Annotated in this window: 12 protein-coding genes and 2 tRNA genes; 10 read left to right on the top strand and 4 right to left on the bottom strand. The window is 43.3% G+C overall.

Annotated features, from left to right (window positions below; genetic code table 11):
* Positions 1-22 precede the first annotated feature (22 nt).
* The gene (mgtE, locus tag FTU03_RS09290; RefSeq protein WP_166137795.1) at positions 23-1,357 is read left to right on the top strand and encodes a magnesium transporter; all 1,335 of its coding nucleotides are present in this window, start codon (positions 23-25) and stop codon (positions 1,355-1,357) included.
* Positions 1,358-1,432: 75 nt separating this feature from the next.
* A complete protein-coding gene (locus tag FTU03_RS09285; protein WP_005236796.1) occupies positions 1,433-2,014 on the top strand; it encodes a DUF4112 domain-containing protein in 582 nt (193 codons plus the stop codon).
* Positions 2,015-2,088: 74 nt separating this feature from the next.
* Here FTU03_RS09285 and htpX read toward each other — a convergent pair whose 3' ends face one another.
* A complete protein-coding gene (htpX, locus tag FTU03_RS09280) occupies positions 2,089-2,994 on the bottom strand; it encodes a protease HtpX (RefSeq protein ID WP_166137792.1) in 906 nt (301 codons plus the stop codon).
* Positions 2,995-3,172: 178 nt separating this feature from the next.
* Positions 3,173-4,045, bottom strand: coding sequence for a lytic transglycosylase domain-containing protein (locus tag FTU03_RS09275; RefSeq protein ID WP_200228892.1), 873 nt, complete (start codon positions 4,043-4,045; stop codon positions 3,173-3,175).
* A 501-nt stretch (positions 4,046-4,546) separates the two neighbouring features.
* On the opposite strand from FTU03_RS09275, the gene ttcA reads away from it, so the two are divergent.
* Together ttcA and FTU03_RS09265 are read left to right on the top strand one after the other, a co-directional pair.
* Complete coding sequence (ttcA, locus tag FTU03_RS09270; RefSeq protein ID WP_005236792.1) at positions 4,547-5,473, top strand: tRNA 2-thiocytidine(32) synthetase TtcA; 927 nt, start codon at positions 4,547-4,549, stop codon at positions 5,471-5,473.
* Between the two features lie 218 nt (positions 5,474-5,691).
* Entirely contained in the window at positions 5,692-6,078 is a 387-nt protein-coding gene (locus FTU03_RS09265) for an SCP2 sterol-binding domain-containing protein (protein ID WP_004784757.1), read from the top strand.
* A gap of 93 nt (positions 6,079-6,171) precedes the next feature.
* On the opposite strand, the gene FTU03_RS09260 is transcribed toward FTU03_RS09265, so the two are convergent.
* Positions 6,172-7,287 carry a transglycosylase SLT domain-containing protein gene (locus FTU03_RS09260; protein WP_179992802.1) on the bottom strand — a complete coding sequence of 372 codons (1,116 nt, stop codon included), beginning with the start codon at positions 7,285-7,287 and terminating at the stop codon, positions 6,172-6,174.
* 364 nt (positions 7,288-7,651) lie between these two features.
* On the opposite strand from FTU03_RS09260, the gene greB reads away from it, so the two are divergent.
* The 3 genes from greB (at position 7,652) to FTU03_RS09245 (ending at position 8,676) form a co-directional block, all read left to right on the top strand.
* Positions 7,652-8,146, top strand: coding sequence for a transcription elongation factor GreB (greB, locus tag FTU03_RS09255; RefSeq protein WP_159123487.1), 495 nt, complete (start codon positions 7,652-7,654; stop codon positions 8,144-8,146).
* An 88-nt stretch (positions 8,147-8,234) separates the two neighbouring features.
* A tRNA-Ser gene (locus tag FTU03_RS09250) sits at positions 8,235-8,325 on the top strand.
* 260 nt (positions 8,326-8,585) lie between these two features.
* A tRNA-Ser gene (locus FTU03_RS09245) sits at positions 8,586-8,676 on the top strand.
* A 55-nt stretch (positions 8,677-8,731) separates the two neighbouring features.
* Here FTU03_RS09245 and FTU03_RS09240 read toward each other — a convergent pair.
* The gene (locus FTU03_RS09240; protein ID WP_179992801.1) at positions 8,732-9,685 is read right to left on the bottom strand and encodes a LysR substrate-binding domain-containing protein; all 954 of its coding nucleotides are present in this window, start codon (positions 9,683-9,685) and stop codon (positions 8,732-8,734) included.
* Positions 9,686-9,942: 257 nt separating this feature from the next.
* Here FTU03_RS09240 and FTU03_RS09235 point away from each other — a divergent pair, with 257 nt between their 5' ends.
* From FTU03_RS09235 to epmA, 3 genes are all read left to right on the top strand, one after another.
* Positions 9,943-11,166, top strand: a complete 1,224-nt coding sequence (locus FTU03_RS09235; RefSeq protein WP_179992800.1) for an acyl-CoA dehydrogenase — start codon at positions 9,943-9,945, stop codon at positions 11,164-11,166.
* A 211-nt stretch (positions 11,167-11,377) separates the two neighbouring features.
* Positions 11,378-12,445, top strand: coding sequence for a 4-phosphoerythronate dehydrogenase (locus FTU03_RS09230; protein ID WP_179992799.1), 1,068 nt, complete (start codon positions 11,378-11,380; stop codon positions 12,443-12,445).
* Positions 12,442-13,422, top strand: coding sequence for an EF-P lysine aminoacylase EpmA (epmA, locus tag FTU03_RS09225; protein WP_166137777.1), 981 nt, complete (start codon positions 12,442-12,444; stop codon positions 13,420-13,422). Before FTU03_RS09230 ends, epmA begins: the two co-directional genes overlap by 4 nt.
* Positions 13,423-13,431: the final 9 nt, after the last annotated feature.

Genomic DNA, 13,431 nt, shown 5'->3' with positions numbered 1-13,431 from the left:
TGCATGGAATGATGGTAGGGAAATGCAGTACCAAGAAAAAATACAGCAACTACATGAGACTCTGCTGACAGGGGAAAATAATATTCATCAGCTTCTGCAAAAGTTGAATATTGCCGATCAGGCCAGAATTTTGTCTGAGCTTGGACCAGCAGAACGCTGTCAACATTTCAAGCAGCTGGAACGTCAGGCAGAAGTACTGGAGTTCTTGCCGCTGGCCATGCAAATCCAGCTGGCCTATCAATTTCCTCTGGAGCAACTGGCCAGTCTGATGGATGCCATGCATTCCGATGACTTCATTGATTTATACAAGCAGATGCCCTGTGAAGTGCAGCAGCAGTTACTTGGAAAATTATCTACCCAGTCGCTACAAACCCTGCGAGAGCTGCATGCTTATCCGGAAGAAACAGCCGGTGCATTAATGAGTTCAGACTTCGTCACGCTTGCTCCCGAACTGAGCATGACGGAGGCGATTGAAACGCTACGTGATATTGCGGGGAATCATGACACTTTATATCTGATCTATATCGTGGATGAGAAACAGCATCTGCTCGGTGTGATTTCCTTGCGACAAATTATTCAGGCACGGCCGGATGCCACCATTAATGAGGTCATGACCACAGATGTGGTCTATGCCACAGTGGATGAGGATCAGGAGCAGGTCGCCCGTACCTTGGCCTATTATGATTTTATTGCCTTGCCAGTGGTCGACGCGACCCAGAAGCTGGTCGGGATTATTACCTATGATGATGCCATGGATATTGCAGAGGCAGAAAGTACTGAAGATATTTTAAAATCCGGTGCAGTGACGCCTTTGAATGAACTGAGTCTGAAAACCGCACCGATTCTCAGATTGTATCAAAAACGGGTATTCTGGCTGGTCATTCTGGTGTTTGGCAGTCTGCTCTCCGGAATCGGGATTGCTCATTTTGAAGATATTATTTCCACCCATATTGTGCTGGTATTTTTCTTGCCATTATTGGTGGGAAGCGGCGGGAATGCTGGTTCGCAATCTGCCACCTTGATGGTGCGTGCCTTGGCAACAGGCAATGTGCAGTTTAAGGACTGGTTTAGCCTGCTGGGTCGTGAATCCCTGGTTGCGTTATGTCTGGGTGGAACGATGGCCATTGCTGTATCAATCTTGGGTTATATTCGAGGTGACTGGATGGTCGCCATCGTACTTGCTTTAAGTATGTTAGGTATTGTGCTGATGGGCTGTCTGATTGGCATGAGTTTACCCTTTATTCTCAACAAGCTGAAAATGGACCCAGCCAGTGCATCAGCACCGCTGGTAACGTCGATTTGTGATGCCACTGGGGTGATTATTTACTTGTTTATTGCCTCTCAATTATTGTTTTAAATACCTAGCAATTACAGCTTAAATAGAAAAAATACTTTATGCTCAATTACATCAGCTTCATTTCTGGAAGAACCTATGCCTGATCCCGGACAAAAAAATAAATTGAGCCAACAGGATGTCATTCGTCTGGAGCGGGATCTGGCCAAGTTTGCCAATATGATGGATTCGGTGGTACGGATTCCATTTACCAAGCAGGGCGTCGGGGCAGATGCTGCTTTGAGTACCATTCCGGTAGCTGGAGATATCGCAGGTTTTGTATTGACCAGTTATGCGATTTATAAAGCCCGTCAGATCGGGGTGCCAAGTGAAAAATTAAAGCCAGTCCTGAAAATGGCCGTCATGGATGCTGTGGTCGGCTTTATTCCTGTAGCAGGAACAATATTTGATATTTTTATTCGTCCTAGCCGTAAGGCACTGGATATTGTGCATCAGCATATCCGGGACGAATACCAGATCCGTACCGATCATCATGTGGTACATCCATTTCTGCATGAAAGTTTGGAACGCAGACAACAGCAATCTGCTTTCTGGCGTAATCCTGTGGTGGCCTGGATCTGGATTCATCTACCAGATATCTTAGGAACTTTCTTTTTGATTCTGTTAATTATGGCCATTGGCTGGGGCACAATGCAGCTCTTTCAATGGTTTAAAGCCTGAAGGTTTATAAACCTAAACTTAATAAAAAAGCCTGCAAATGCAGGCTTTTTTCTATCAAGCAATCAATGCGTTGCTTAAGGGCAATCGAGTTGTTGCAAAGCAGCAACACGTTGTTCAATCGTTGGGTGAGTCTGGAACAGTGCCGCCAGACTAAAACCTTGTTCCTGACCAGCAGAAATTGCAAAGGCTTTCATTTCTTTCGGCATAGTATCCGGCATTTCTGATTCCGCCTGTAAACGTAATAACGCTGAAATCATCGCCTGTTTGCCTGCCAAACGTGCACCTGCTTCATCAGCACGATACTCACGGTAGCGTGAGAACCACAGCACGATCGCTGAAGCCATAATACCAAATACGATATCCAGCACAATGGTAATCACAAAATAGCCAATACCCGGTGCCTCACCTTCTTCACGACCGAAGATCGTACGGTCTACAAAGTCGCCAACTACACGGGCAAAGAACATGACAAATGCGTTGACTACACCTTGGATCAAGGCCAGTGTCACCATATCGCCATTGGCAACGTGACCAATCTCGTGTGCCAGTACTGCACGAAGTTCGTCTTTATTCATGCGTTCAAGCAGACCCGTGGACACAGACACGAGCGCATCGTTCTTGTTCCAGCCTGTTGCAAAGGCATTTGACTGATAAGATGGGAAAATACCCACTTCCGGCATTTTAATGCCAGCGCGCTGAGAAAGTTGCGCAACTTCTTGTAATAACCATGCTTCTGCCTGGTTACGAGGGGCATTTGGGTCAATCAGTTCAGTACCGGTTGTTTTTTTCGCCATCCATTTAGACATGAACAGGGAAATCAGTGATCCCACCATACCGAACACAAAACAGATCACCAACAGGTTGCCTAGATTCAAGCCACCCGCGCCATGGTAACTACCGACACCGAAGAGTGACAGGATAATGCCAGCTACAACCAGTACCGCGAGGTTGGTTAGCAAGAACAAACCAATCCGCATCATTGAGAAATCCTCTTATTATAAAAAAATAATCTGATTAGCAAATGAAAATCATTGAAATCAATATGGGGTGAAATGACTAAAAATTCAAGAAAAAAAATGGCCCTAGATCACAAAACACAGCTTTATTTTTTGCTGCATTTTCGCTAAGGCTATTTAGAATCAAATGATTTTGATTTATTTATTCACTTAAATAAATTTTAGCTGCTGCTGTTGCATTCGCCGTTGCATAAGAACCCATCGGTGCATCGGTATAACTGCCATCAGAATTCATAATAATCTGACGCTGATACTTGGCTGCCTGAATGTGTGAAGTACTGCTGCTATCATTGGAGTAGTTCGCTGAACTGGCAATGATGCGACCTTCACTGGATGATGTGCTAGACGTGGTTGTACTTGCACTCAGGCCATGAGTATACAGATTTTGATAACGGCTGGTCACACGGCGTACATAATCCTGAGTCTCCCGGAAAGGCGGGATTCCACCATATTTGCTGACATTGCCTTCACCGGCATTGTAGCCCGCCAGTGCCAGGCTGGTATTGCCATTAAAACGCTTTAATAACCAAGCCAGATATTTAGCACCCGCCATAATATTCTGATGAGGATCATAGGCATTGCTGACATTAAAGCGACGTGCTGTGGCCGGCATCAGCTGCATCAAACCTTGTGCACCCACAGGGGAGCGGGCATGGGTATTAAAGCCGGATTCAGTATGCATGACTGCTTTAATTAAACCTTCAGACACACCATAAGTCTGGGCGGCCTGACGAATGATCGAATCAAAAGCGTTCTTATTCTTGCTATAGCTAGGCAAAACTGACGACTCGCTGCTGCCCCAGTTACTATAGCTATGAATATTGCTATCCGGATAATAAGTCTTCTTTTCGACCTGAAGATGATTATAACGGCTCTTCTTATTGGTCAATAAGGTACTGCCGTTTTTATCACGCAACTGATAGATGGTTTCGCCGGCATACACCAAATGACTGCAGCCCAGCATAAGCAAGCTACCGATCAGTTGACACCCCAAGAAATACGTCTTTATTTTCATTGTTTATATTTGATAAATAATAAGCTAGAAAAATTCATGGATGAGTTTAACAAAAAATTACGTAATGCACAGCCTTATACGCTGCATTTATAAACGAGTATGTAAACGGGAACAGCTGTCAATATTTTGAACATTAAAATATTTTTTTTATTTAATTTAAAACCTTAGGGTTGACAGCTTTAAGTTATTGATTTTAATAATAAAATAAATTGATTAAAAAATGATCAATTTAAAGAAAAGCCTTAAATTTTGAGGTGAACAAGTTGTCAAGTCCATTTCAATCCACAAAGTTATCCACAGCTTTTGTGGACAACTGTGGAAAAGTCCAAAAGATAAGCATCTCGCTTAAAAATTGAACTAAATCGTTCAATATATCAATCTAAATAAAACATGAAAATGAAACTAATATGGCATTTGTATGAAAATAAATTCTTTTGATGCGATACGGAACCGAATCAGCTAAAATTGCGCGGTATTTCTATTTATGGGTTATTCTCGTCTATGTACTCGCCAGTTGAATCCGAGCAAGGATTTAATTTCAAACCTGAACTGCCAACAAGCTCTGCCTACTACCGTTTGTTGAAGAAGCTTCGCCGCCAGGTCGGACATGCCATTCGCGACTTCAAGATGATTGAAGACGGCGACAAGGTCATGGTGTGTATTTCTGGTGGTAAAGACAGTTATACCTTGCTTGATATCCTCCTTCAGTTTAAACGCATTGCACCAATCAACTTTGATGTGGTGGCGGTTAACCTGGACCAGAAACAGCCCGGTTTCCCGGAAGATGTATTACCGCGTTATTTAGAAGAAAATAACATTCCGTATTACATCTTGGAAAAAGATACCTACAGCATTACCAAAAAACTGACACCGGAAGGTAAGACTTACTGTGCAGTATGTTCACGTCTGCGCCGTGGTTCTTTGTACGGTTTTGCTCAGGAAATTGGGGCGACTAAAGTGGCGCTGGGTCATCACCGTGATGATATTTTGGCAACATTCTTCCTGAACCTGTTCCATGGGGGCAGCCTGAAAGCCATGCCGCCAAAACTGCTGTCTTCTGACAAAAAGAATATCCTGATTCGTCCATTGGCCTATGTGGAAGAAAAAGACATCATCAAATATGCACAGATGCGTCAATTTCCAATTATTCCATGTAATTTATGTGGCTCTCAGGAAAATCTTCAACGTGCCATTATCAATGACATGTTACGTGAATGGGATAATGCACATCCAAAACGTCTGCACAGCATCTTTGGTGCCTTGCAAAATGTTTCACCATCTCAGTTAGTTGACCGCGAATTATTTGATTTTGAAATTCTGGATAGCCAGCGCGAATTCGATTTCAAAGGCAGCTGTTCAACTGAAGAGGCGGTAGAAGGTGAGAACCGCCGCATCAATATGGTCAATTTGGGCTTTGCAGCGGACTAATCGACCTATATAAAGTTAAGCCGATACAGGCATGGGCTACGGCCGATGCCTGAATCAAAAATAACACAAGATAAGAACTATAAAAATTGAACGGTGCGTACAAAATTCGTTAGCCTTTGCCATAATGATCATGTTATAACAAGTCACAAGCATAATAGCTTCAACCTGATGTCGTCTGGATAGTCGACACAAATGAATAAATAAATTGAGGAAAGATCATGCCTGCTTTTTTAACTGATGATTGGTTTTCGACTGTAGACACGCTCACTGCACAAGCTGGTGATTTGGATTTGCCACCTGCTTTGGCGAATCTGGCAATTAATTTGGTCGTTGCAGACACTACAGGTAATACAGAATTATCTTTGGAAGGTGGCGCGATTAAAAAAGGTTTATCTCCAAATGCGAAAACAACATTGAACATGGATGGTGAAACCTTACGTAAAGTTTTCCTTGAGTTTGATATGGCGGCTGCAATGCAAGCCTTCATGACAGGTAAAATCAAGGTGCAAGGCGATATGTCTCAATTGATGGCATTGCAAACAGCGAAGCCAAGCCAAGCACAAAAAGACCTGTTCAAGAAAGTACTTGAAAATACCACAGCTTAATAGTCTTGATCTAAAAAGCTGTAGTAACAAAAAAAGCTTACCCTGAGGTAAGCTTTTTTTATGGCTGAATAACTAGATTTAAATTGATCAGGCTTAAATATTCACCAGCTGTGGAGTAGTCTTGATGTGTTCCAGATAGGCACGGATACGGGTCACGTATTGCAGGGCCTGACGGTAACGACCATTACTGGCTTTATTCTGTTCCAGATAAGCATACAGGTTTACCCAGTTATTCGGATTCTTGCCTTGGGCCTGAATACGTTTTTGCAGCTGATTCACAGCACCTGGGCCCATGTTATAGGCAACTAAAGCAAACCAGTTACGATCCGGATAAGGGATATGTTCATAACGGCTCAGCATCTGGTCATAGTATTTGGCACCCCCATCAATACTTTCGCCTGGGTCTGTCCGGTTACTAACCCCCATCGCTTTTGCGGTAGAGCTTGTGAGCATCATCAGACCGCGGACACCGGTGGGAGATACGGAGTTTGGCTTTAGATAGGATTCCTGGTAACCGATCGCGGCGAGCAGGTGCCAGTCCAGATCGTACTGCTGAGCAGATTTCTGGAAGCTTGCCTTGTATGTGGGGAGGCGCTGGTTCAGGTCCTGTTGAATTTCATCCCAAGAATGTTCTTCTACCACATTCTGATTGTAGAAGGATGCAAGCTGCTTGATCGCACCGCTTTGTTTGCCTTGACATACAAAAGCACTGGCGGTTTGACTCAAGGGATCACTGGCTGATTTAAATACCAGATTCAGATTGGAATTCAGTCCATTACTGGCCAGTGCAGACTCATCACCACAAGTGGCAGAAAAAGCTGTTAAACGCTGTTGTTCAATCGTACCCAGATCAGTGGTGGTCATGGCCAGATTGGCTTTGCCTTGGGCTACCCATTTCAGGGCCGTGGCATTATCCGGAACAGTTTTAAAATCCAGCTTAACATTCAGGCTGTTGGCATAGTTACGAACCAGGTCATAACCAAAGCCATGCTGATGTTGTCCATCCTGAAACACAGTCGTTGGACTTTGAACTGTGACGACGGTGAGTTTGTTGCTATTGACCACATGATCATATTGAAATGTGGTTTTAGTGGCATTGATACTATGAAAGGGGATAAGTGCCGTACTCAGTACCAGTGCTTTTACAGGGAGAGAAGAGATAAAAGAGCTAAGGCAAAGCCTCGACCCAGTGGTTGAACTACTGTGCATGTTGTCTCCGCTACAAGTAATTTATGCCCTAAAAATCACAGCCAATACTAGCCAGAAACTTTTAAAAGTTTGATAAATTCAATAAGGGTTGGGCAGTCATGACGTCATTCAAAAATGACTAAATTGATCGGGAAATATGTAGAAAAACTACATGGATTAAAAAATAAGCGATTCCAAAAGTAGGGTGCATATTAAAGATCAAAAAATGAATTGTCAAATTTTGTACATAATTTATTTTTTAAATGTAATTTAAGTTATTAAATTTATTGAAGAAAAAAATTGCATATTCTGGCTTGTCCTAAAACTCCAAATAAAATAAGCTCTTAATGTCTAAAAACTGGTTCAAAATTGGCAATTAAAATACATGAAATCTAACCTGATTACCCGTGGTGGACATGATAAATTGGTGGCAGAACTTAAAAATCTCTGGCATGAAGAACGTCCTGAAATTACCAAAAAAGTGAACTGGGCAGCCAGTCTCGGCGACCGTTCGGAAAACGCAGATTACCAGTATAACAAACAGCTTTTACGTAAAATTGATCGTCGGGTTCGTTATCTGGGCAAGCGTTTGGAAGAGCTGCGAATTGTCGATTTTTCTCCTGAACAGGAAGGCAAAGTTTATTTTGGTGCCTGGGTCGAAATTGAAAATGAACAGGGTGAGCAAAAGAGCCTTCGGATTGTGGGCGTCGATGAAATTTATGATCATCATCCGCAGCATATTTCGATTGATTCACCCATGGCACGTGCCCTGTTAGGCAAGTCAGTGGATGATGAAGCTGAGGTGATGACACCATCCGGCAAGAAACTCTGGTTTATCAATTCAATTCGCTATGAAAAGCCAGAAAATTCAGAAGATTAATGAAATTGATTTTATTTTGTGCAGTTGATGCAGAGAAATTGGAAAAATATTTGCCAAGCGCAATTTTTATTTATATGATGGCGGCCATGGAAGCGTGGCAGAGCGGTTTAATGCACCGGTCTTGAAAACCGACGAGGGCTTATACCCCTCCGTGAGTTCGAATCTCACCGCTTCCGCCAGATACGAAAACCCCGATCATTGATCGGGGTTTTTATTTTTAACTCATTAAAATGATTTTAAATTTTCATTGTTCAAAATGATGTGAATATTAAGGCTAAATTCATTCTGAAAATAAAAATATCAGCCCCTAAATCTTATGTATAAAATTTTATCTACTCTAAAATTTTCGTCTGATTTTTAACTGAATGAACTGATTTTTACAGAAGTTTTGCGAAAATTTATTGCCAAAAAACAGAAATATTTATATGATGGCGGCCATGGAAGCGTGGCAGAGCGGTTTAATGCACCGGTCTTGAAAACCGACGAGGGCTTATACCCCTCCGTGAGTTCGAATCTCACCGCTTCCGCCAGATACGAAAAACCCCGATCATTGATTGGGGTTTTTTATTGTCTGATCATTGGGGTTTATAGGTCAGACTCAGATGGAAGGCTGCCCTGAATTTCCTGTTGTATCCATGCAACAAATTTTTCAATCAGCGGTGAGCTTTCCTGACTGGAATGGACCAGATAATAGCCTCGTTTCTTTTCTAAGGTCTTACTGGATACCAGCACCAATTCCTGTCGCTTTAATTCTTTTTCAATTAGCATTTGCGGGATCAAGGCCATTCCCATGCCATGGCTAGCCACTACAGCGAGCATAGAAAACAGTTCATGTCGTTGCCCCTGCAAAGGATTTGGATGTTGGATCTGATGTAGCTTGAACCAGTCTTCCCAGATATTCGGCCGGGTGGTTTGCTGTAATAAAGGGAGTTGAACCAGTTGTTCAGCACTTAAGTCATAGCTGTAGTCATTAATCTTTTGTGCATCGGGAAAATACTGTTGAATCAGGTCAGGTGCACAGACAGCAACTACATCTTCATGCATTAGAAAATGGCTATGCGTACCAGGCCATTGTTCGACCTGTTGAGGTGTTCCTGCATAAATAGCAGCATCGAAAATCTGTTCCTGAAACAGAAAAGGGCGGGTGCTGGTTTCCAGATGTATCGTAATTTCAGGATACAGCCGATTAAAGCTCTGGAGTTTAGGTAATAGCCAGCGAGTCGCAAACGTAGGCACTACGCCCAGTTTTAAAGTACCGCCGCGCCCTTGATGCGTAATGACATCCAGTGTTGACTGTTCCAGTCCTTTGAGATGCGGAGTGATACTTTTTAAATATTGCTGTCCAGCATGATTGAGTTCTACACCATGCCGCGTACGGGTAAATAAAGCCGTGCCTAAATACTCCTCCAGTTGCTGGATCTGGCGTGAAACTGCACTTTGGGTTAAAAACAGTTCCTGTGCAGCATAGGTATAACTGGCATGACGTGCAGCAGTTTCGAAACAGATCAGCGCTTGCAGGGAAGGTATTTTTCTACGCACCTGTTCCTCCTTGAACTTAAAATGGTCAGATATCAATAAATGGTATATCAATCTAATACTACTATACGACTTTGGTATAAAAAATAGGCAAATTAGCTATGAAAATAATTTCTAGAAATAGCAACTTATATAAGGTATGCATAAAGTGCATAGCTACATGCAAATTTATTGTTTGAACAAGTCATGATTCATGCCTAGAGTCAATCTGAAGGATAAAACAACATCATCTAATAGATGAAGGATTGGCAGGGAATATTATGAATCAAATGGTCGATACGAAAAAAACCAGCAAAGTCTATTTTAACTGGCAGGATCCATTTTTACTGGAACAGCAACTGACTGAAGAAGAACGCATGATCCGTGACAGCGCGCATGCGTACTGTCAGGATAAGCTGATGCCACGTGTACTAGAACAGTTCCGCCATGAAAAAACTGATCCAACCATTTTCCGTGAAATGGGTGAACTCGGTCTGTTGGGTCCAACCATTCCAGAACAATACGGCGGTGCAGGTTTAAACTATGTCAGCTATGGTCTGATTGCTCGTGAAGTAGAACGTGTAGATTCGGGTTACCGTTCTATGGCCAGCGTGCAAAGTTCTCTGGTGATGGTGCCCATCAATGAATTTGGTTCTGAAGAACAGAAACAGAAATATTTGCCAAAACTGGCGAGCGGTGAATATATCGGTTGTTTCGGTCTGACTGAACCAGATCATGGTTCTGATCCGGGCAGCATGATTACTCGTGCCAAAAAAGTCGATGGTGGTTACCGTCTGACTGGCGCAAAAATGTGGATTACCAACAGTCCGATTGCGGATGTCTTTGTGGTTTGGGCGAAAGAAGTGTCTCCTGAAGGCAATGTCGGTGATATTCGCGGCTTTATTTTAGAAAAAGGCTGGGAAGGGCTTTCTGCACCAGCGATTCACGGTAAGGTTGGCCTACGTGCTTCGATCACCGGTGAAATCGTGATGGACAATGTTTTTGTACCAGAAGAAAATGCATTCCCGGAAATCCGTGGTTTGAAAGGTCCATTTACCTGTCTGAACAGTGCTCGTTATGGTATCGCCTGGGGTGCGATGGGTGCAGCTGAATTCTGCTGGCATACAGCGCATCAATACACCATGGACCGTAAACAGTTCGGCCGTCCATTGGCTGCGAATCAGCTGATCCAGAAAAAACTGGCAGACATGCAAACTGAAATTGCATTAGGTCTACAAGTGGCTTTACGTTTTGGCCGTATGAAAGACGAAGGCATTGCTTCAGTAGAAGGCACTTCACTGATCAAGCGTAATAACTGTGGTAAAGCTTTAGACATTGCCCGTTTAGCGCGTGACATGATGGGTGGTAACGGGATCTCTGATGAATTTGGTGTAGCTCGTCATCTGGTGAATCTGGAAGTGGTCAACACTTATGAAGGTACACATGATGTACACGCCTTGATTCTAGGTCGTGCGCAAACAGGTATTGCTGCATTCTCCAATTAAAAAAGGAAACTTTTTCGTGCAGGGTATGGCTTTCAATCGCCTAACCCTGCGTCATTTTCTTACTCCAATTACACTCCTTTACCGAAGTGATGTTTGACTTCGGCATTTTTTATATCTCTATGTTTGCAAGAATTCATCTAAAGCTTGAGTGAAAATAGTCACATCCCGGTTGACGCGGTATGATAGACAGATTCAGGCGTTGGAACAGATTATGAAAATTGTCGCAGATGAAAATCTGGCATTTACCGATTATTTCTTTGCAGAATTTGGCGATATTCAGCATCGTGCAGGAAGAACTCTCACTTCGGAAGATGTAAAAGATGCCGAGGCTTTATTGGTCCGTTCCGTGACCAAAGTCAATGCAGCACTCGTACAGGACAGTCAGATTAAATTCGTCGGCAGTGCCACCATTGGTACAGATCATCTGGACATTGCTGCACTAGAACAACAGAACATCCGCTGGAGCAATGCACCCGGTTGTAATGCGCAGGCGGTAGCTGAATATGTGATTACGGCTCTATTATATTTACAACCCCAATTGATCAATGCAAATAAAGATTTCACCTTGGGTATTGTCGGTCTAGGAAATGTCGGTTCGCGTTTAGCAACAATGGCCAAATTGCTAGGCTGGAATGTGATTGCCTATGATCCCTTTGTACAGCGCGATCAGGTTCATCAGGTTGAATTTGAAGAACTGCTAAAAACTGCAGATGCCATTTCCATTCATGTACCTTTAACCAAAACAGGTCAGCATCCAACTTATCATTTAATTAATGCTAATGCTCTTGGACAAATGAAGCCTGAAGCCATTTTAATTAATTCAGCGCGTGGGCCAGTCATTGAAGAAGCAGCACTAATTGCTGATATTCAGGCAACTCAACGTCAGGTTGTACTGGATGTGTTTGAGCATGAACCGGAAATTTCTGAACAGTTGCTGAATCTGATTACTTTGGTGACGCCGCATATTGCAGGTTATAGTCTGGAAGGTAAGGCACGCGGTACTCAAATGATTTACGACGCATTTTGCCAGACTTTCGGCTTTGAGATTAATAAGCAGTTTGAAAGCCAGTTGCCTGTCTGTGAACAGTTTTTCCAGAATCAGGATTTAAAACTGGCGCTACAGCAGCATTTAACCCAGATCTATGATATCGCCCGTGATGATGCCAATCTGCGTGCCTGTTTAAAAGATGGCAAAGTCGATCAGAAAGCATTTGATCATTTACGCAAGACTTATCCTTTACGCCGTGAATGGGCCGCTCATGGAGGGCCAAAGGCATGAGTCAGATTGTATCTTATCAACCGACCTGCGACTTAAAAGCCATTAAAGCACGTGCCAACATGTATGCCCAGCTCCGTCAGTTTTTTGCTGAACGTGACGTGCTGGAAGTAGAAACACCGATTTTATCTCAGGCTGGTGTGACCGATGTGCACCTGGCTTCGATTCAGGCCCAGCGTCATGTCATGGGTAAGCTCGGCACACATTATCTACAGACCTCACCTGAATTTGCCATGAAACGTTTATTGGCGAGTGGTAGTGGACCGATTTACCAGATCTGTAAGGTGTTTCGGGATGATGAACACGGCCGCAAGCACAATAGTGAATTCAGCATGCTGGAATGGTATCGTCCGGCCTTTAGTCTGAAAGATCTGATGTTTGAAGTGACAGATCTGTTAAATGTGACGCTTAAGGCACGTTTTGGAGAAATCCGCCCCACTGTGCTCAGCTATAAACATGCCTTTATGGATCGCCTGGATCTCAATCCTTTACAGGCCACTTTGCAGCAACTCAAAGATTGCTGTCGCAGGGTAGGTCTCAATCTGGACTTGGGGGATGACCGTTTAGGGTATATCGACCTTTTATTCTCGCATATGGTCGAGCCAAGCCTGGGTTTCGATACGGCTGTATTTCTGACAGATTTTCCACCGGAACTGGCATCATTGGCTAAAACCAGAATCGATGAAGATGGGGAACTGGTTGCGGCCCGTTTCGAGTTGTATATCGAAGGGCTGGAACTGGCCAATGCTTATGATGAGCTGATTGATGCTGAAGTTTTGCGTTCCCGCTTTGAAGCAGATAATGCAGAACGGGCAGTGCTTGGCTTGCATGTCATGCCGATTGATGAGTATTTGCTGGCGGCATTGCCACAAATGCCGGAATGTTCAGGTATTGCCCTAGGTCTTGATCGCTTGCTGATGATTGCAACCAATCAGATGAAATTGGAAAAAGTGATTACTTTCCCTGCTGAAATTTCATAAATTAAACCC

Source organism: Acinetobacter sp. YH12046 (assembly GCF_013419905.1).
In the GTDB taxonomy this organism is placed as follows: Bacteria; Pseudomonadota; Gammaproteobacteria; order Pseudomonadales; family Moraxellaceae; genus Acinetobacter.
This window is presented reverse-complemented; position numbering and strand designations above follow the sequence as displayed.